Origin of the sequence: Comamonas kerstersii (genome assembly GCF_002056725.1) — a bacterium.
Classification (GTDB): domain Bacteria; phylum Pseudomonadota; class Gammaproteobacteria; order Burkholderiales; family Burkholderiaceae_C; genus Comamonas; species Comamonas kerstersii.
In genome coordinates, this window is sequence record NZ_CP020121.1 from 1,329,316 (window position 1) to 1,347,169 (window position 17,854).

At 61.3% G+C, this 17,854-nt stretch carries 18 protein-coding genes; 8 read left to right on the plus strand and 10 right to left on the minus strand.

The genetic code is table 11. From position 1 onward, the window contains the following. The first annotated feature begins 99 nt into the window (after window positions 1-99). From metX to otnI, 4 genes are all read left to right on the plus strand, one after another. Window positions 100-1,230: a homoserine O-succinyltransferase MetX gene (gene metX, locus B5M06_RS06215; RefSeq protein ID WP_054065438.1), complete on the plus strand. Its 1,131-nt coding sequence runs from the start codon at window positions 100-102 to the stop codon at window positions 1,228-1,230. Next, a complete protein-coding gene (gene metW, locus B5M06_RS06220) occupies window positions 1,227-1,811 on the plus strand; it encodes a methionine biosynthesis protein MetW (protein ID WP_054065396.1) in 585 nt (194 codons plus the stop codon). The genes metX and metW overlap by 4 nt, the downstream gene beginning before the upstream one ends. A gap of 193 nt (window positions 1,812-2,004) precedes the next feature. Beyond that, window positions 2,005-3,165 (plus strand): glycerophosphodiester phosphodiesterase, encoded by a 1,161-nt coding sequence (locus B5M06_RS06225; RefSeq protein ID WP_080025189.1) that lies wholly within the window; start codon window positions 2,005-2,007, stop codon window positions 3,163-3,165. Window positions 3,166-3,184: 19 nt separating this feature from the next. Next, window positions 3,185-4,012 carry a 2-oxo-tetronate isomerase gene (gene otnI, locus B5M06_RS06230; RefSeq protein ID WP_054065397.1) on the plus strand — a complete coding sequence of 276 codons (828 nt, stop codon included), beginning with the start codon at window positions 3,185-3,187 and terminating at the stop codon, window positions 4,010-4,012. A gap of 127 nt (window positions 4,013-4,139) precedes the next feature. Here the strand turns inward: otnI and corA are convergent, their stop codons facing one another. The 4 genes from corA to tsaB form a co-directional block, all read right to left on the minus strand. Continuing rightward, entirely contained in the window at window positions 4,140-5,126 is a 987-nt protein-coding gene (gene corA / locus B5M06_RS06235; RefSeq protein ID WP_054065398.1) for a magnesium/cobalt transporter CorA, read from the minus strand. Between the two features lie 206 nt (window positions 5,127-5,332). Continuing rightward, complete coding sequence (locus B5M06_RS06240; protein WP_077344371.1) at window positions 5,333-6,181, minus strand: uracil-DNA glycosylase family protein; 849 nt, start codon at window positions 6,179-6,181, stop codon at window positions 5,333-5,335. Further along, entirely contained in the window at window positions 6,172-6,651 is a 480-nt protein-coding gene (gene rimI / locus B5M06_RS06245) for a ribosomal protein S18-alanine N-acetyltransferase (protein ID WP_054065440.1), read from the minus strand. Before rimI ends, B5M06_RS06240 begins: the two co-directional genes overlap by 10 nt. Then, window positions 6,651-7,334: a tRNA (adenosine(37)-N6)-threonylcarbamoyltransferase complex dimerization subunit type 1 TsaB gene (gene tsaB, locus B5M06_RS06250; RefSeq protein ID WP_054065400.1), complete on the minus strand. Its 684-nt coding sequence runs from the start codon at window positions 7,332-7,334 to the stop codon at window positions 6,651-6,653. The genes rimI and tsaB overlap by 1 nt, the downstream gene beginning before the upstream one ends. A gap of 165 nt (window positions 7,335-7,499) precedes the next feature. Between tsaB and dacB the strand changes: the two genes are divergently transcribed. Beyond that, the gene (gene dacB, locus B5M06_RS06255) at window positions 7,500-8,879 is read left to right on the plus strand and encodes a D-alanyl-D-alanine carboxypeptidase/D-alanyl-D-alanine endopeptidase (protein ID WP_240184039.1); all 1,380 of its coding nucleotides are present in this window, start codon (window positions 7,500-7,502) and stop codon (window positions 8,877-8,879) included. A 43-nt stretch (window positions 8,880-8,922) separates the two neighbouring features. On the opposite strand, the gene B5M06_RS06260 is transcribed toward dacB, so the two are convergent. From B5M06_RS06260 to purE, 3 genes are all read right to left on the minus strand, one after another. Continuing rightward, window positions 8,923-9,921, minus strand: coding sequence for an L-threonylcarbamoyladenylate synthase (locus tag B5M06_RS06260; protein ID WP_054065402.1), 999 nt, complete (start codon window positions 9,919-9,921; stop codon window positions 8,923-8,925). A gap of 292 nt (window positions 9,922-10,213) precedes the next feature. Next, window positions 10,214-11,383: a 5-(carboxyamino)imidazole ribonucleotide synthase gene (locus tag B5M06_RS06265; RefSeq protein WP_054065403.1), complete on the minus strand. Its 1,170-nt coding sequence runs from the start codon at window positions 11,381-11,383 to the stop codon at window positions 10,214-10,216. Continuing rightward, on the minus strand, window positions 11,380-11,874 hold the full coding sequence (gene purE, locus B5M06_RS06270) for a 5-(carboxyamino)imidazole ribonucleotide mutase (protein WP_054065404.1): 495 nt from the start codon (window positions 11,872-11,874) through the stop codon (window positions 11,380-11,382). Before purE ends, B5M06_RS06265 begins: the two co-directional genes overlap by 4 nt. 247 nt (window positions 11,875-12,121) lie before the next feature. Between purE and trxA the strand changes: the two genes are divergently transcribed. Beyond that, window positions 12,122-13,078 carry a thioredoxin gene (gene trxA, locus B5M06_RS06275; protein WP_054065405.1) on the plus strand — a complete coding sequence of 319 codons (957 nt, stop codon included), beginning with the start codon at window positions 12,122-12,124 and terminating at the stop codon, window positions 13,076-13,078. Between the two features lie 223 nt (window positions 13,079-13,301). Further along, a complete protein-coding gene (locus tag B5M06_RS06280; RefSeq protein ID WP_054065406.1) occupies window positions 13,302-14,675 on the plus strand; it encodes a GGDEF domain-containing protein in 1,374 nt (457 codons plus the stop codon). An 85-nt stretch (window positions 14,676-14,760) separates the two neighbouring features. On the opposite strand, the gene dapB is transcribed toward B5M06_RS06280, so the two are convergent. Next, on the minus strand, window positions 14,761-15,582 hold the full coding sequence (gene dapB, locus B5M06_RS06285; RefSeq protein WP_054065407.1) for a 4-hydroxy-tetrahydrodipicolinate reductase: 822 nt from the start codon (window positions 15,580-15,582) through the stop codon (window positions 14,761-14,763). A gap of 82 nt (window positions 15,583-15,664) precedes the next feature. Further along, window positions 15,665-16,210, minus strand: coding sequence for an outer membrane protein assembly factor BamE (locus B5M06_RS06290; protein WP_054065408.1), 546 nt, complete (start codon window positions 16,208-16,210; stop codon window positions 15,665-15,667). Between the two features lie 148 nt (window positions 16,211-16,358). On the opposite strand from B5M06_RS06290, the gene fur reads away from it, so the two are divergent. Then, window positions 16,359-16,787 carry a ferric iron uptake transcriptional regulator gene (gene fur, locus B5M06_RS06295; protein ID WP_054065409.1) on the plus strand — a complete coding sequence of 143 codons (429 nt, stop codon included), beginning with the start codon at window positions 16,359-16,361 and terminating at the stop codon, window positions 16,785-16,787. Window positions 16,788-16,872: 85 nt separating this feature from the next. Here the strand turns inward: fur and hprK are convergent, their stop codons facing one another. Then, window positions 16,873-17,841 carry an HPr(Ser) kinase/phosphatase gene (gene hprK / locus B5M06_RS06300; protein ID WP_054065410.1) on the minus strand — a complete coding sequence of 323 codons (969 nt, stop codon included), beginning with the start codon at window positions 17,839-17,841 and terminating at the stop codon, window positions 16,873-16,875. Between the last annotated feature and the right edge of the window lie 13 nt (window positions 17,842-17,854).

Sequence of the window (17,854 nt, forward strand, 5' to 3'; positions counted from 1 at the left end):
GCCGATTTGCTTCTGCTTGCGGGCGCTTTATAAATCCTGCTAAAGACGAAACCGAATGTATTGAACCCGGCCTCGTTTTTAGCGATGCCGGGTTTTTTCATGTCCTTCATCGCCACACCACAATCCATGCATTTCGCCGATGCGCTGCCGCTGCAAAGCGGCAAGAGCATCCGCGACTACACCCTGGCGTACGAGACTTACGGCACACTCAATGCCGACAAGTCCAACGCCATCCTCGTCTGCCATGCCCTGAACGCCTCGCACCATGTCGCAGGCGTCTACGAAGACCAGCCCAAGAGCGCGGGCTGGTGGGACAACATGATTGGTCCTGGCAAGTCGGTAGATACCAACAAGTTCTTTGTCATTGGGGTGAACAACCTGGGCTCGTGCTTTGGCTCTACAGGCCCCATGCACACCAACCCCGATACAGGCAAGGTGTATGGCTCCAGCTTTCCCGTGCTGACGGTGGAAGACTGGGTCCACGCGCAGGCGCGCCTGCTGGATCGGCTCGGCATCCAGCAGCTGGCGGCGGTGCTGGGCGGCAGTCTGGGCGGCATGCAGGCGCTGAGCTGGACGCTGCAGTACCCCGAGCGCATGCGCCACGCCGTGGTGGTGGCCAGCGCGCCCAACCTGAATGCAGAGAACATTGCCTTTAACGAAGTGGCGCGCCGCGCCATCGTGACGGACCCTGACTTTCACGGCGGGGACTTCTACGAGCACGGCGTGATTCCGCAGCGCGGCCTGCGCATTGCGCGCATGATTGGTCACATCACCTACCTGAGTGATGATGTGATGAACCAGAAGTTTGGCCGTGAGCTGCGCGAAGGGCCGAACATCAAGTTCACCACGCAGGACATCGAGTTCCAGATTGAGAGCTATCTGCGCTACCAGGGCGACAAGTTCAGCAGCTACTTTGATGCGAACACTTATTTGCTGATCACACGTGCGCTGGACTACTTTGACCCCGCCAAACAATACGGCGGCAGCCTCAAGGCCGCACTGGCGCAGAGCCTGGCCAAGTTCTTCCTCGTGAGCTTTACCACCGACTGGCGCTTTGCCCCCGGCCGCAGCCGCGAGATCGTGCAGGCCCTGCTGCAAAACGGCCGCGATGTGAGCTACGCCGAGATTGACGCCCCGCACGGCCATGACGCCTTCCTGCTGGACGACCCCCGTTACATGGCCGCCATGCGCGCCTACTTTGAAGGTATTGCCAAGGAGTTCAACGCATGAGCGCGACACCCACCATGCAAGCATTGGCCCAGCTTGTGCCCGAAGGCGCACGTGTGCTGGATCTGGGCTGCGGCGACGGCAGCTTTCTGGACTATCTGCAGCGCGAGCGCGGCTGCACCGGCTATGGCGTGGAGATTGACGACGCCAATGTGCTGGCCTGCGTCAAGCGCGGCATCAATGTGCTGCAGCTCAATCTGGACGATGGCCTGAACATTTTTGACGACAACAGCTTTGACATGGTGCTGCAGATCAACACGTTGCAGCACCTGCGCAATGCCGAGACCATGCTGCGTGAAACGGCCCGCGTAGGCCGCATGAGTGTGGTGAGCTTTCCCAACTTTGCGCACTGGCCCAACCGCTTTTCGGTGCTGCGCGGGCGTATGCCTGTGACGCGCCACCTGCCTTACCAGTGGTATGACACGCCGAACATTCGCGTGGGTACGTTCAAAGACTTTGAGGTGCTGGCCAACAAGAACCGCCTGAACGTGGTCGATGCCTTTGGCCTGAAGGAAGGCCAGATCATCCGCACCTTACCCAATCTGCGCGCCAGCACGGCAGTGTTCTGTCTGGAGCGCGGCTGACAGTGAGGTGACAGGCCAGGCAAGGCCTGCCTGCCCATAATGCGTCTTGCAAGTGCTGTGCGTACCACGCATGGCATTCAAAACAATAGCTGCTTGCGCTTGATATTCAAGGTTTTCAATGTCTTTTGTATTTGAAAACAAGCATTCATAAGCGCTAGCTGCTCCTGTTATTTTGAAGATCAAGGGCAGGAATATGAAAGCCAGTCATTCGCGCACATCGGCCTGCATGGGGGCTGTTCTGGCAGCCACCATCTGGCTCAGCGGCTGCGTCACCAGCCAGCCATTGCAGCAACACAGCGCAGTACAAGCAGAGGTGGCCAGACCTTTGCTGATTGCGCACCGCGGCGCATCGGCTGTGCGTCCGGAGCACACGCTGGAAGCCTACCGTGAAGCCATTCGCGCAGGGGCGGACTTTATCGAGCCTGACCTGGTCATCACCAAGGATGGTGTGCTGGTGGCGCGCCACGAAAACGCGATGGCCATTTTGAATGCCGACGGCAGCGTCAAAGAGGCCACCACCAATGTGGCTGAGCGCCCGGAGTTCGCTGACCGCAAGAACACCAAGCGCATAGATGGCAAGGACATCACGGGCTGGTTTGCCGAAGATTTCACACTGGCAGAACTCAAGACCCTGCGAGCACGCGAGCGCATTCCTGCCGTGCGTCCTGCTAATGTGCGCTTTAACGACCAGTTTGAAGTGCCAACGCTGCAGGAAATCATTGACCTGGCCAAGGCAGAAAGCGCTAGGCTGGGCCGCACGATTGGCATTTATCCAGAAACCAAGCACCCTAGCTACTTTCAGTCCATCGGCCTGCCGCTGGAGCCTGCCCTGCTGAAGGTGCTGGAGGACAATGGCTGGAACCATGCCGATGCACCCGTGCTGGTGCAGTCTTTTGAGGTCAGCAATCTGCGCCAGCTTCGCAGCCAGAGCGCGGTGCGCCTGGTGCAGCTGGTCATGCCTAAAGGCAGTCCCTATGACGCCGTGGCTGCAGGCAAGGCCACCACGTACGCAGACATGCTCACACCGCAGGGCCTGGCCGACATTGCCAGCTATGCCTATGGGCTGGGCCTGAGCAAGAGCATGGTGATCCGCGTGGTGGACGGAAAGAACACACCGGCCTCTCCGCTGGTCGCGCAGGCCCAGAAGGCTGGTCTGAAAGTGCATGCCTGGACCCTGCGCCCGGAAAACCAGTTTCTGCCAGCCAGCCTCAAGGCTCAGCCCGCCAGCAATGCTGCCTTGCGTGGCAATGCGCAGGCCGATATGGAAGACTTTCTGAGCGCAGGCATTGATGGCGTGTTTACCGACGACCCCGCTGTGGGCATGCAGACCATGCAGCGCATGGGTCTGCGCTGATGGGTGTGAGGAGGGCGCCATGCCACGTTTTGCTGCCAATCTGTCACTGATGTACACCGAGCAGCCATTTCTGGAGCGCTTTGCTGCCGCTGCAGCCGATGGTTTTACCGCGGTGGAATATCTGTTTCCCTATGCCTATGCGCCTGAAGTACTGGCCGATACGCTGGCGCAGGCTGGCCTGCAGCAGGTGCTGTTCAATGCGCCACCGGGCGGTGATACGCCCGAGGCCATGGTGGCTGCCTGGGAGGAGGGCATGCGTGGCACGCTGTGTCTGCCGGGGCAGGAGCAGGTGTTCCAGGCCGGTGTGCTCCAGGCCCTGCGCTATGCACAAGCGCTGCGCTGCCCGCGCATTCATCTGATGAGCGGCAGGATGCCCGAGGGCGCGCCGCGCAAGCTGCTGGAAGATACGGCGCTGTGCAATCTGCGCTGGGCGGCACAGGCTGCGGCCGATGCCGGGGTGGAGGTGCTGATCGAGCCCATCAACGGCCGGGACATGCCGGGCTACTTCTTGCAGACGCAGGCCCAGGCGCACCACCTGGTGCAGCTGGTGGCAGCGCCCAATCTCAAGGTGCAGATGGACCTGTACCACTGCCAGATTGTGGAAGGTGATGTGGCCATGAAGCTGCGCCAGTACCTGCCTACGGGGCGTGTGGGCCATATCCAGATTGCCGGTGTGCCCGAGCGCCACGAGCCCGATGTGGGCGAGCTGAACTACGACTACCTGTTTGGCGTGCTGGATGCGCTGGGCTATGCGGGCTGGGTAGGCTGCGAGTACCGCCCCCGTGCCGGAACCAGTCAGGGGCTGGGCTGGCTGCGGCGCTTGCCGCAGGAGCTATCTAAAAAATAGCTGCTTGCGCTTGAAAATATTGGTTTTCAGATAGAAAAGTGTCTGAAACATAGAGAAATAGCGCACAAGGCGCTATTTCTTTTTTGATGGGTGTGCGAAAGCGACGCGCCCGTGCCGGGCGCAGGGCTTAGCGCAGCCAGCCGCGCTTGCGGAAGTACAGCATGGGCACGAGTGCACTGGCAATCATCAGCAAGATGGCGTAGACGTAGCCGTACTTCCACTCCAGCTCCGGCATCATCGCGAAGTTCATGCCGTAGACGCTGGCAATCAAGGTAGGCGGCAGCAGGGCCACGCTGGCCACTGAGAAGATCTTGATGATCTTGTTCTGGTTGATGTTCAGAAAACCGACGGTCGCGTCCATCAGGAAGTTGATCTTGTCGAACAGGAACTGCGTGTGGCTGTCCAGTGACTCAATGTCACGCAGGATCTGGCGTGCTTCCTCGAACTGCTCGGCGTTGAGCATCTTGCTGCGCATCATGAAGCTCACGGCGCGGCGTGTGTCCAGCATATTGCGGCGGATGCGGCCGTTCAGGTCTTCCTGGCGGGCAATATCGGCCAGCACTTCCTGGGCGTAGTCGTCGGTCACGTTGCCGTCCAGCACGCGGGAGCTGACGTGCTTGAGGTCGTCGTAAATGCCTTCCAGCGTGTCGGCGGAGTATTCAGCGTCTGCGTCAAACAGCTTGAGCAGCACATCCTTGGCGTCTTCGATCAGGCCGGGCGCACGGCGTGCGCGCAGGCGCAGCAGGCGAAACACCGGAATATCTTCTTCGTGGATGGAAAACAGCACGCCGCAGGATTTGAGCTCGGTGTTGTGCTGGTTCAGGATGTAGGCCACGCGCACGCTGCGGGGGTCTTCCTCGTCGTCGAGCAGAAAGTCACTGCGGATGTGCAGATCGCCGTTGTCTTCTTCGTAAAAGCGCGCGGACTCTTCGATGTCCAGGTCCATGGCGTCGTCAGGAATCGACAGGCCATAGTGCTGCTTGACCCAGCGTTTTTCTTCGAGGGTGGGGGACTCCAGGTCCACCCAGATGGGCTGGAAGCGCTTGAGGTCTTCCAGGGATTCGATTTCTTCCTGGACCAGACGGCCGTTGGACAGCGAAAAGATATTGAGCATGCAGCTCTCCCAAATGTTTTTGTGGCTTTAGCGGGGCGAAGATGGGTGCGCTTCCAGTCCTTCCTCATGCCTCGCACGGCCTTGGGAGAGGATGGAAGCTACCGACTGGGGTAGGTTTCCACGGTGGTATCTCAAAAATATGACAAGCCCACGATTATGCCGAGCCTGTTCAAAGCCTGCAGGTTTGGCCCTGCAGGTGCAGGGGGTCAAAGCGCCGGCGGCGGGCGCAGCGCATGGGCGCGGCACAGATCGGCCCAGGCGGCGGGCTTGGCATGCGGCGCACGCAGCAGATAGGCAGGGTCGTAGCTGACCACGGTGGGCACATCGTGCACCTGGTGTACCTGGGCGCGCAGGCGGCCCAGTGCCTCCTGGCTGTGCAGCACGGCGCGTGCGGGCTGCATGCCCAGCAGCAGCATGCGTGCGGGGCGCGCCAGGCGCATATTCGCAGCCAGGCCCGCGGGCAGGTCTTGCCAGTCCACAGGGGTCTGGGGCAGGCTCAGTGCAGGCAGGGCCTCATGGCCGGGGCGCTGCATGCAGGCAATCCAGACATGGGGGCTGTGGTGCAGGCGCAGCGCACGCAGCATGTTGTTGAGCAGCTTGCCGGTGTCGCCTTCCAGTGGCGCGCCGGGGTTGGGGCTTTCGCAGATGACCAGCCAGGCGTCGTCCGCACTGCCGCCTGTGGCCGCCGGGTAGGCCTGCACCGCAGGGGTGATGCGCCAGGCGGTGTCCTGTACGGCATTTTCTGGGGCTTGTGCCACTGCAGGCGCCGGTGTGGGGGCTGGGCGTGCAGGTGCTGTCGCAGGCACTGGCTGTGGTACGGCAGCAGGGGCCGTGATAGCGGCTGCGGCGGCTGTGGCGGCTGGAGCTGCGGTGGCAGGCGCATCCACCACCGCAGTGGCTGTGGCTTGAACCGGCGCTTGCGCTACGGCCATGGCAGCAGCCTGTGCAACAGGAACTGGTGCAGCGACTGCAGCTGCCGCAGGCTTGGGCCACCAGATGGTGATGCCCATTTCCTGCAGCATGGCACGTTGGCGGGCGTCGAGGTTCAAGGACATAAAGACATGTTCATCAAGATGGCGGTTTCGCGTTCGCCGTGATCTACCGGATAGTACTTCTTGCGCGCCCCGACCTGGGTAAAACCGTGGCGTTCGTACACCTGGCGTGCACGCAGATTGCTCTCACGCACTTCCAGCCAGAGCGTCAGGGCCTGGGCCTCGTGGCGGCTCCAGTGGGCCAGGCACTGCAGCAGCTCACGCGCAAAGCCCTGGCGCTGGTGTGCCGGTGCCACGGTGATGTTGAGCAGATGCACTTCGTCCAGCACCTGCATGGCGATGAAGTAGCCCAGCACCTCGTCACCGCGCACCAGTACGCGCGCTGCATAGCCGCTGCGCAGGGCGTCAGCAAAGTTGCCGCGCGTCCAGGGGTGAGGAAACGCTGCCTGCTCAATGGGCAGGATGGTGTCCAGCATGTCCTCGGTCATGGGCAGCAGCTGGTGGCCTGCGGCCAGGGGGTAGTCTGCCGCCATCATGCCTTGCGGGCTGCTTCGCGTTCTGCCGTGGTCTGGGCCACCTTGTCACGGATGTACAGCGGCAGCGCGTGGGAGGCATCCATCAAATGCCCGCTGGCAATCAGTGCGGGGGCCAGGCGCAGCAGGGCGGTGGCCGTGGGCAGGGCCGGCAGATGCCGGGCATCCGGTGCCAGGCGGTCGGGGTAGGCGGCATGGCCATTGCCTACCACCGCCAGACCTTCGGGCACTTGCAGCGCTTCGGGGGCGCACAGGCCCAGGGCGCTGGTGGCTTCCCACAGGCTGTTGCGTGCATTCCAGCGGTAGCCTGCGTGGTAGACCTCGGACATGCGTGCGTCGAGCACGGCCATGAGCTCGGTCATGCCATGCTGGGCGCGGGCATCTTCTGCCACGGCCAGCAAAGTGTCGATGGGCAGCAGTGGCAGATGGGCGCCCAAGGCCAGACCTTGGGCAATTGAGCACGAAGTGCGCAGCCCGGTGAAAGAGCCGGGGCCGCGGCCAAAGACAATGGCTTTGAGGTCGGACAGCTGCAGCTCCAGCGCCTTCAGGCCTTGCTGGATGGCGGGAATCAAGGTGGCCGAGGAGTTCGCCCCTCCGGCTGCCTGGTGTTGCCACAGCTGATCGCCACGCTGGATGGCGATAAACAAGGTGTCGGTGCTGGTGTCAAAAGCAAGCAGATTCATAGGGAGCGCGCCACAGAAAAAACGGACGCCCAGGTGGCGTCCAAGCCTGCAATTATCGGCGGCATGGCATTGTCATGCGCGTGGGCTCTGGCAAAACCGCGCAGGCCACCTCTACACTTTGTGCCCATGTGCAAATCCTTGTTGTGGCGCAGTGTGCGCCAGAGTATGGCCGTTGTGGCCCTGTGTGCAGCTGCCAGTGCGGCTGCGCAGTCCCTGCCTGCGTCTGTCGCGGCGGCACTGGGGCGAGCGCAGATTCCTGCCAGTGCGATGTCGATCTATGTGGCGCCGGTCGAGGCAGCGCAGCCACCGCGCCTGACCTGGCAGCCGCAAGCGTCCATGAACCCGGCTTCGGTCATGAAGCTGGTGACCACCTATGCCGCGCTGGAGCAGCTGGGCCCCACCTATGTGTGGCGCACACCGCTGTATCTGGATGGGGTGATCGACAACGGTGCTTTTCGGGGCACGGTCTATATCCAGGGCTCGGGCGACCCCAAGCTGGTGTCTGAGCGCCTGTGGCTGATGCTGGGCCGTCTGCAGGGCATGGGCGTGAAAGTCATTGTGGGTGACATCGTGCTGGACCGCAGCGCCTTTGATGTGCAGGGGCACGACCCTGCCGCCTTTGATGGTGAGCCTTTCAGGCCCTACAACGCCGGGTCTGATGCCCTGCTGGTGAACTACAAGACCCAGGTGCTGGGCTTTATTCCCGATCCTGCCGCTGGTGTGGCGCGCATTCACTACGAACTGCCGCTGGCGGGCATCCAGGCACCTGCCACGGTGCCGCTGGCCCCCAGAGGTACGGCCTGTGGTGACTGGCGCACGCAGTTACAGGCAGACTGGAGCGATCCCCAGCGCCTGCAGTTGCGCGGCAGCTACCCCGCCAGCTGTGGTGACAAGAACTGGCCCGTAGCCCTGCCTGAGCCAGAGCGTTTTGCCCTCAAGGCCGTGGAAGGCATGTGGCGCAGCATGGGTGGCCAGATCACGGGCAGCGTGCGCGAGGGGGTGGTGCCTGAGGGGCTCAAGCCCGTGTGGGTCAACCAGTCGCCTGCGCTGGCTGAGGTGGTACGTGACATCAACAAATACAGCAACAACGTCATGACCCAGCAGGTCTTGCTGACGCTGGGCAAGGAGCGCCTGGGCATAGGCAGCTTTGATGCTGGGCGCACGGCACTGGCGCAGTGGTGGCAGCTGCGCTGGCCTGCGCAGGACATGCCTGTCGTGGAAAACGGCGCAGGCCTGAGCCGCCAGGGACGCATCAGCGCGCAGGCGCTGGGTCATATGCTGCAGGCAGCCTGGGGATCGTCCGTGATGCCGGAGTTTGTGGCGTCCATGCCGATTTCTGGCATGGACGGCACGCTGCGCCGCAGCAAGGCCAGCGCCAATGCCCATCTGAAGACAGGCTCGCTGCGCGATGCCAACACCCTGGCGGGCTATGTGCACGGTAATTCGGGCCAGCGCTATGTGCTGGTGGCCATGATCAACCACCCCAATGCCGGTGGCGCGCGGCCGGTGATGGATGCCCTGGTGGACTGGGTGGCGCAGGATTAAAAAAAGCAACCAGCCTGAGGGCTGGTTGCTTTTTAGGCAGGGCTTAGCCAGCAGCGGCCGCGCGCTGCAGGCGGTCGCGCACGCCTTCCCAGTCGGCGGTGTCGGGCGGGGTTTCAATCCAGATCAGCTGGGCGCCAATGGCATCAAAGTCGCGCAGCGCACCAAACAGTTCGTGGGCTGCGCCCAGGGCCTGCTGGGGCATGGGGCGCAGGTGCACGCCCTGGGAGGCATTGCTCAGCGGACTGCGGTGGTAGACGGCAATGTTTTTGCCATCAGTACCCAGCATGTCGAGCGCGGCCTGCAGCTGCTTGGCATCCATGAGGCGCACTTTGGCGTTCGGCGCATAGTGGGCCAAAAGTGTGCCAGAGGCCCGTGGAGTATTGGCTTGCAGCTCTTCTTTGGAGAGTGGGCGCTGGCCGCAGGCACGTTCGATGTCGTCGCGCGTGATCGCACCGGGGCGCAGCAGCACAGGCACGCCGCGCGTGCAGTCGACGATGGTGGATTCAATGCCTACCTCACAGGCGCCGCCGTCGAGCACCAGCAGCTCGTCGCCAAACTCGGCGGCCACGTGCTGGGCCGTGGTGGGGCTCACGCGCCCAAACTTGTTGGCGCTGGGGGCGGATATCCCCCACACGGGCGGGTTCAGCTGCTGGCAGGCCTTGAGCAGGGCATGGGCCACGGGGTGTGCGGGGCAGCGCAGGCCCACGCTGTCCTGACCGCCGGTCGATGCCTTGGCGGCATCCGGCAGGCGCGGCAGGATGAGGGTCAGCGGGCCGGGCCAGAAGGCGTCGATCAGCTGCTGGGCAAATACGGGCACTTCCTTGGCGTAGCGCGTGATGGCGTCGCTGTCTGCCACATGCACGATCAGCGGATGGTTGGCGGGGCGGCCCTTGGCCATGAAGATCTGGGCTACGGCGGCATCGTTGTCGCTGTCCGCGGCCAGGCCATAGACGGTTTCGGTGGGCAAGCCCAGCAACTCGCCGCGCTGCAGGGCGGCTGCTGCGGCTTGTACCGATGCTTGAAGCTGTCCATCCAAAATCATCTTGATGTCCTTTGTGTGTCAATGGCTCGCCAATGCAGACGCCCTTGCTTAAGTGTTTAAGCAAGGGCGTAGCCGGTGGAAAACCATATTTTCTGCGCAGCAGCCTTGGCCGCCAAACGCGCTGCGCGATGCCCCCGCTCCATACGTGTTTACGCTGGGAAGCAGCGGCATGCGCAGAATAAAAATTGATAGCTGCTAGCGATGAAATATCAAAGGATTAAGATAGAAAACTATCTGAATCCCTTGTTCTGTCAGCGCTAGCAGCTTCTTTTTTTGAAAGCAGCCTGGCCGCTCAGAAGGGCGCAATGCCCAGAATCTCTGCCGCCTTGAGGGCTGTGGCGCGTACCTGCTCAGGCGTGCTGCCGGTGATGTTCAGGTGGCCCATCTTGCGGGCGCGCTTGGCATCGACTTTGCCGTACAGGTGCAGGTGGCAGCCGGGTAGTGCCAGTACCTGGTCCCAGGCGGGCGTCTGGGCGGTGTCGCTGTCCTTGAACCACAGGTCACCCAGCAGGTTGAGCATGATGCTGGGGCTGTGCAGGCGGGGCTGCACCAATGGCAGACCGGTCATGCAGCGCACCTGCAGCTCAAACTGCGAGACATCGCAGCCGTTCTGGCTGTAGTGGCCGCTGTTGTGGGGGCGGGGGGCGATTTCGTTGACCACCAGCGAGCCGTCCTGCAGCACAAAGAACTCTACGCACAGCACGCCGACGTAGTTCAGACCTTCTGCTACGGACTTTGCAGCTGCCAGCGCTTGTTCTACCTGGGCTGCAGGCAGATTTCCTTCATACACCTCGGTCACGGCCAGAATGCCGTCGCGGTGCAGATTGCACTGCACGGGCAGGTTGACGATGGCGCCATCACGGCCACGCGCCACGATGACGGAGCACTCGTGGGCCAGTGGCAGCATTTTTTCCAGCACGCAGGCCACGCGGCCCAGCTCGTCCCAGGCCTTGGCGAGCTCTTCCAGCGTCTTGACGCGCACCTGGCCCTTGCCGTCATAGCCCAGACGGGCGGTCTTCAGAATGCCAGGCAGCAGGTCGGCAGACACGGCGGCCAGCTGCTCAGGCGTTTCAATCACGGCATGTGGTGCGACAGGTACGCCACACTGCACAAAGTGGGCCTTTTCGCGGGCGCGGTCCTGGGCAATCGCCACCGCGCTGCCAGCAGGCGAGACGGGCAGGCTTTGGGCCAGCTGGTTCAGGCTGCCTGCGGGCACGTTTTCAAATTCGGTGGTGACCGCGGCGCACAGCTTGGCCAGCTCGGTCAGACCCTGTGGGTCTTCGTAGCCAGTGCGGATGTGGTGGTGGCTGACCCGACCGGCGGGGCTGGTGGGGTCCTGGTCCAGCACGGCGGTGAAGTAGCCCATGGCCTGCGCGGCATGGGCAAACATGCGACCCAGCTGGCCGCCGCCGAGCACGCCCAGCGTGGCGCCGGGCAAGATCACATTGCGTGCTTCGCTCATGCGTTCACCGGCAGGGTCATGTTGCGGGCGGCCTCGGTCTGCTCGGCGCGGAAGGCGTTGAGCTTTTCGCGCAGCGCAGGGTCTTCGTTGGCCAGCAGAGCCACGGCAAACAGGGCCGCGTTGGCAGCACCTGCATTGCCAATGGCAAAAGTGGCCACAGGCACGCCCTTGGGCATTTGTACGATGGAATGCAGCGAATCCACACCCTGCAGGTGGCGGCTGGCCACGGGTACGCCCAGCACGGGCACGGGGGTCTTGGCAGCAATCATGCCGGGCAGGTGGGCCGCGCCGCCCGCGCCAGCGATGATGGCCTTGAGGCCACGTTCAGCCGCAGCTTCTGCGTAGCGGAACATGTCATCAGGCATGCGGTGGGCCGAAACCACTTGCGCCTCAAAAGCGATACCGAATTGCTGGAGGATGGCAACTGCGTGCTGCATGGTGTCCCAGTCGCTGCTGGAACCCATGACCACACCGATCTGGATGGGGTTCATGTTCTCTCTCAAAGGGCGCTTGCGGCCCAGCCAAGTGGAACCCGGGATTTTACGGGCAAGCCTTGGGTTGGCGAGTGGACAGGGGGCTCGCCATATCCGCTGGCTTGAAATTGTGGGCAGCGTACGCATCTGCAAGGCATTGCGTGCTTGGCACACTGCCAAATTGCTAGAGAATCAGCACCATACGCTTTTGTAGGCGCTTTTCATTATTTTTTGCGCAGCACTGCTGCGGCCCAGGGACAGCCCGATGATCGATATCACCATTCAGAATTTTGAGACCGAGGTGGTCGCCGCCTCCATGACCACCCCTGTGCTGGTGGATTTCTGGGCCACATGGTGCGGCCCCTGCAAGACGCTGGTGCCCACGCTGGAAAAGCTGGAGGTGGAGTACGCCGGCCGCTTCAAGCTGGCCAAGGTGGATGTGGATGCCAACCAGCAGATTGCCGGCATGTTCGGTATTCGCAGTGTGCCCACCTGCGTGCTGATGATTGGCGGCCGCCCTGTGGATGGCTTCATGGGGGCACAGACCGAAGGTCAGGTGCGTGAATTCCTGGACAAGCACCTGCCTTCTGAAGATGCTCTGGCTGCAGAAGCCGAGGTGGAGGAGGCCGAAGCCTTGCTGGAATCGGGCGACACCCAGGCGGCGCTGCAGAAGCTGGCCGATGCGCTGGCGGCAGACCCGGCCAACGATGATGCACGCTTTGACTATGTGCGCCTGCTGATAGCCACCGGCAACTACGAGGCAGCGGCCGAGCTGCTGCACGAGCCGCTCAAGCGCATTCCCCAGCCGCTGCGCTTTGAAGCCCTGCACCAGTGGCTGCAGTGCATGCTGTTTGTGCAAAACGACGACCGCGGCAACTGGCCCATTGAGCAGTTTGATGCTGCTATCGCTCAGAACAAGCGTGACTTTGACACGCGCTTTGCCAAGGCACAGGTGCTGGCAGCGGAAGGCCAGTGGACCGCTTCCATGGAGGAACTGCTGGAAATCATCATGCGCGACAAGACCTGGAATGAGCAGGCCGCCCGCAAGCTGTATGTGGCCATTCTGGAACTGCTCACGCCTGCCAAGCCCAAGCATCAGGACACAGCGCCCGGCCAGAGCGCCGGTGGTATCCAGATTCTGGGCAAGAGCAGCGCAGAGCAGGACGAAGCCACGGTGCTGGTCAACAGCTATCGCCGCAAGCTGAGCATGGCGCTCAATTGATGCAGCAGGAGCCCTGCAGGCTCCTTTTCACAGGCCTGCAGGGCTACCTAACGAACTTGTTGAAGTGAGTTCTTGCTCTCGTTCAATGCCTGAAAAAATGATGAAAAAATAAAGGCGATTTCGCGCGTGAGTGCTGAACTGCGGTGCACTTTTCGCTACGATGCGAGTCGCTGCAGCTTGTGTAGTGTGTGGCGTGTTATGCGCCGGGTTTTCTGGAGTTGGAATGTCTCCTGCGTATGCAGTGGAGTGGCGCAGCATCTTGCTGTGCTTTACTTCTCGGGTGCGGGCTGCGGTGCAGCAGCTGGTGCATGAACATAGTGCCTTGCTGGCTTCGCACTTTTATCAGGCCATGCTGGAAGATGAGGCGGCGCGCATCTTCCTCTCGCACGAGCAGGTGCAGACGCGACTGAAACCCTCCATGCAAATGTGGCTGCAGGAGGTCTATGCGCTGGACCCCGAGGCAGATCTGGAGGCGCAGGCGCAGCGGCAGGTCAAGATTGGCGAGGTGCATGCACGCCTCGATCTGCCGGTGTACCTGGTGTTGCGCGGTGCTTCCTGTATCAAGGACGGCATCTGCAGCCTGCTCATGGTGCATACACTGCTGACCGAGGCAGAGCGACTGGCTGCCATGCAGCTCATTGCACGGGTGATGGATCTGTCCATGGAAATCATGGCACAGGCCTATGCCACATCGCGCGAACGCAGCTCCCGCTCCAAGGAGGCATACCGCCTGTTTTCCTTGACGCACAACGTGGCTACGCTGCGTGAGCGTCGTCGTGCAGAGCTGCTGGACTGGCAGAACCAGTGCCTGTACAGCCACGCACTGGGACATTCCGTGATGGCCATGCCCAGGCTGGGCAGTTCTGACTTTGGCCTGTGGTTCCGTCACAAAGGTGCGCATATCTTTCAGGGTCTGGCAGAGGTCGGGCATATCCAGTCGGCAATCGAGCATATCGACAGCCATTTGCTGCCCGCGTTTGCGCAGGCATCGCAGCAGGACAGCCTGCAGTTTCTGAATGCGCTGCGAGAGCAGGCGCGCAACATCAGCCTGAATCTGGACGCCTTGTTTGAGTACAACAGCCAGATGGATGCCGGGCGTGATGCGCTGACGCAGCTGCTCAACCGCAAGTTCTTGCCTGTGGTACTGAGCCAGGAAATCGCCATGGCGCGCGATAGCGGCACAGTGTTCAGCGTGCTGACCGTGGACATCGATTACTTCAAGCGCATCAATGACACCTGGGGTCATGAATGTGGTGACGCCGTGCTCCAGCAGATGGCGGTTCTGCTCAGCGACAACAGCCGCGGTGGCGACTATGTGTTCCGCCTGGGTGGGGAAGAGTTCTTGCTGCTGCTGGTAGACACCAGCCCGGCGGCCGCTTTGCATGTGGCGGAAAAATTGCGTGCCTGCGTGGAAAAGACGCCGTTCAGCATGCCCCAGAAGCCCCCGCTCTTTCTGACGGTCAGCATTGGTGTGTCCACATTTGACGGACACCCTGATTACCAGCAGCTGCTGCGACGCAGTGATGAGGCTTTGTATGCAGCCAAGGAAAAAGGCCGCAATTGCGTGGTCAGTGCTGCAGAAGTGTGTGCGGAGTGAGCTTTGGTTCAGTTTTTTCCAGTCAACAAAAAAGGCGCTGTTCAGCGCCTTTTTTGTTGTGCAGTGCGCGAAGTGTGCAGTCGGCTTAGCGCAGATTCAGCACATCAAACATGTCGAACTGGCCGGTGCTCTGGCCTGCCAGAAAACGCACAGCGCGCAGGCTGCCATCGGCATAGCCAGCGCGGCTGCTGGACTTGTGCGAGATTTCCACGCGTTCGCCTGTGCCGGCAAACAGCACGGTGTGGTCGCCAATGATGTCACCGCCACGCACGGTGGCAAAACCAATGGTGTTTTCCTTGCGCTCGCCAGTGTGGCCAAAGCGCTCGTATACGGCGCGGTCTTCCAGCTTGGTGCCCTGGGCTTGGGCAATGACTTCGCCCATCTTGATGGCGGTGCCTGATGGGGCGTCCACCTTGTGCTTGTGGTGGGCTTCGACGATTTCAATGTCGTAGCCCGTGCTCAGTGCCTTGGCGGCCATTTCGAGCAGCTTCAGCGTCACGTTCACACCCACGCTCATGTTGGGCGCCAGCATGATGGCGGTTCGCTGGGCGTAAGCCGCAATCTGTTCCTTCTGCGCCTCGGTAAAACCGGTCGTGCCAATCACCACCTTCACGCCCAGCGCTGCGCACACAGCCAGGTGGGCCATGGTGCCTTCGGGGCGGGTGAAGTCGATCAGAAAATCGGCCTTGGACAGGGCAGACTTCAGATCACTTTCAATCAGCACGCCACTGGTCTGGCCCAGAAAGGCCGCTGCATCGGTGCCGATGGTTGGGCTGTGGGGCAGGTCCAGTGCTGCAGTCAGGGTGCAGTCCGCGCTGTTCTGGATGGCTTCCACCAGCATGCGGCCCATGCGGCCAGAAGCTCCGGCCACTGCCACGCGCAAAGGAGAAGAAGAGGGTGCGGTCATAACAAATCCATCAAGAGGTCAAACAGACACAGCCGCTCAAGCTGTCATGCGCTGAGCGGCTGGTACACAAGAAGCCGGTGCGTCAGTAATTGCGTTCCAGAGGCGGGTAGCTGCTGCGAGGCTGTGCAGTTTCCTGGGTGGCAGGTGCATCGGCCTTGGCTGCGGGCTTGTGCTTGGCCAGCTGTTCTTCGGTGGCCTGCAGCTGCGGTACTTTGATTTTCTTGTTGCTGCTGCCCAGCGATGCGACGAACTCGTCTTCGGAAGGCATTTCATCACCTTCGGCACGCACAAAGCGGTCGTTATCGAAGAACACGGTCAGCTTGCGGTTCTGTGCTTCTACGCCCTGGCGCTTGATGGTGAACACATATTCCCAGCGATCTCCATGGAACACGCTGGTCATCAGCGGTGTGCCCAGAATTTCGCGCACCTGCTGACGGCTCATGCCGGGCTGCAAAGCTTGCACCTGTTCGCGCGACACAAAGTTGCCTTGCACCACTTCCACTTTATAGGGGGTGACCGCACTCATGGCGTTGCGAGTGGTTTCGCTGATGCTGCTACAAGCAGCCAAAAAAGCGGCGAGAGACAGAGTCAGCCCCAACTGCAGGCGGTAACGAGCTTGTACATGCATGGGTAATAAGCAAGGGATATGATTTGCCCCATTGTAGCGGTAGGTTTTGCTCCGGCTCGCGCATGTTTTACAGCATGCGAAAACCATAGTTTTGTATTCGGTATGAGCTGTCGTAAGCTTGTGCCAACTGCCACTTTTCACGTACGACATGAAAAACATTGAAGAGCTCAAAAGCACAGGTCTGAAAGCGACATTGCCGCGCTTGAAGATTCTGGAAATTTTTCAGACTGGCAGGCAGCGTCACATGACCGCAGAAGATGTTTTTCGTGTGCTGCTCGATGAGCGCTCGGACATCGGTCTGGCAACGGTCTATCGCGTACTGACCCAGTTTGAGCAGGCAGGCATCTTGCTGCGCAGCAATTTTGAAAGTGGCAAGGCGGTGTATGAGCTCAATGAAGGCCAGCACCATGACCACTTTGTCTGCACGGCATGCGGCAAGGTCGAAGAGTTCTATGACCCTGAGATTGAAAAGCGTCAGATGATGATTGCTGAGCAGATGGGCTGGCAGATTCAGGATCACTCCATGTCGCTGTATGGCCAGTGCGCTGATTGCGTGGCACGTACAGCCAAGCGCTAAGACCAGAGTCAAGGTCCTGTGCCCATGTAAAAAAAGGCATCCATGCGGATGCCTTTTTTTGTTGTGAGCTCGTGAAGCTGCGTGCTCAGTAAGAACTTCTGCTGCCCATGTCGCGTTCCATGGCCTGGCGGTGGCGCTCGACGAACTCGGCATAGGTGTCGATGCCGCGCAGCTGCAAAATGCTGTTGCGCACGGCAGCTTCCACCAGCACCGCGATATTACGGCCTGCGGTGACGGGAATCACCACTTTGCGCACGGGAATGCCCAGCACATCCTGCGTGAGTGGCTCCTGCGGCAGGCGCTCGTATTCACGCTCCATGGTCTCTTTCTTGACCAGGTGCACGATGAGTTTGAGGCGCATCTTGCGGCGCACGGCTGTCTCGCCAAAGATGGCGCGAATGTCCAGCAGACCAATGCCGCGCACTTCCAGCAGGTTCTGCAGCAGCTCAGGGCATTTGCCTTCTATGGTGGTCTGGTTGATGCGGTACAGGTCTACGGCATCGTCTGCGACCAGGCCATTGCCGCGTGTGATCAGCTCCAGCCCCAGCTCACTTTTGCCCAGGCCAGATTCGCCGGTAATCATCACGCCCATGCCCAGAATGTCCATGAACACGCCGTGCATGGTGGTGCGGTCGGCAAAGTGCTTGGACAGGTAGGCGCGCAGCACGTCAATGACAAAGGCCGAGGCTTCCCTGGTTGCAAACATCGGAATGCCTGCGTTTTCACACATGGAAAGCAGTGCAGCAGGTGCAGTCTGCCCGTCAGCGAGCACCAGCACGGGTGGCTCGAGCTTGACGATGCGACCGATGCGACGCGCGCAGTCCTCGTCGGTCGCGTTGGTCAGGTAGGCGATTTCGCGCTCGCCCAGTACCTGCAGGCGGTAAGGGTGGATGTAGTTGAGGTAGCCCACCAGGTCTGCGCCCGAACGCGCCGAGCGCACCGCCATTTCGTCAAAGCGGCGCTCGGAAGCCCCCATGCCAGCCAGCCATTCCCAGTTTAGGGATTCGCGAAATGCTTCAAACAGGCGGTTGGCATTGATGGCTTTGTGGCGCATGGAACAGCAGGCA

Coding starts and splice junctions, on each gene's coding strand:
- B5M06_RS06240 (WP_077344371.1), bottom strand. CDS start 6,181: ATGTCCTTGAACCTCGACGCCCGCCAACGTGCCATGCTGCAGGAAATG.
- corA (WP_054065398.1), bottom strand. CDS start 5,126: ATGCTCAATATCTTTTCGCTGTCCAACGGCCGTCTGGTCCAGGAAGAA.
- otnI (WP_054065397.1), top strand. CDS start 3,185: ATGCCACGTTTTGCTGCCAATCTGTCACTGATGTACACCGAGCAGCCA.
- B5M06_RS06260 (WP_054065402.1), bottom strand. CDS start 9,921: ATGATTTTGGATGGACAGCTTCAAGCATCGGTACAAGCCGCAGCAGCC.
- purE (WP_054065404.1), bottom strand. CDS start 11,874: ATGAACCCCATCCAGATCGGTGTGGTCATGGGTTCCAGCAGCGACTGG.
- fur (WP_054065409.1), top strand. CDS start 16,359: ATGAAAAACATTGAAGAGCTCAAAAGCACAGGTCTGAAAGCGACATTG.
- hprK (WP_054065410.1), bottom strand. CDS start 17,841: ATGCGCCACAAAGCCATCAATGCCAACCGCCTGTTTGAAGCATTTCGC.
- metW (WP_054065396.1), top strand. CDS start 1,227: ATGAGCGCGACACCCACCATGCAAGCATTGGCCCAGCTTGTGCCCGAA.
- B5M06_RS06280 (WP_054065406.1), top strand. CDS start 13,302: ATGTCTCCTGCGTATGCAGTGGAGTGGCGCAGCATCTTGCTGTGCTTT.
- tsaB (WP_054065400.1), bottom strand. CDS start 7,334: ATGAATCTGCTTGCTTTTGACACCAGCACCGACACCTTGTTTATCGCC.
- B5M06_RS06225 (WP_080025189.1), top strand. CDS start 2,005: ATGAAAGCCAGTCATTCGCGCACATCGGCCTGCATGGGGGCTGTTCTG.
- metX (WP_054065438.1), top strand. CDS start 100: ATGTCCTTCATCGCCACACCACAATCCATGCATTTCGCCGATGCGCTG.
- dapB (WP_054065407.1), bottom strand. CDS start 15,582: ATGACCGCACCCTCTTCTTCTCCTTTGCGCGTGGCAGTGGCCGGAGCT.
- B5M06_RS06265 (WP_054065403.1), bottom strand. CDS start 11,383: ATGAGCGAAGCACGCAATGTGATCTTGCCCGGCGCCACGCTGGGCGTG.
- rimI (WP_054065440.1), bottom strand. CDS start 6,651: ATGGCGGCAGACTACCCCCTGGCCGCAGGCCACCAGCTGCTGCCCATG.
- trxA (WP_054065405.1), top strand. CDS start 12,122: ATGATCGATATCACCATTCAGAATTTTGAGACCGAGGTGGTCGCCGCC.
- B5M06_RS06290 (WP_054065408.1), bottom strand. CDS start 16,210: ATGCATGTACAAGCTCGTTACCGCCTGCAGTTGGGGCTGACTCTGTCT.
- dacB (WP_240184039.1), top strand. CDS start 7,500: ATGGCCGTTGTGGCCCTGTGTGCAGCTGCCAGTGCGGCTGCGCAGTCC.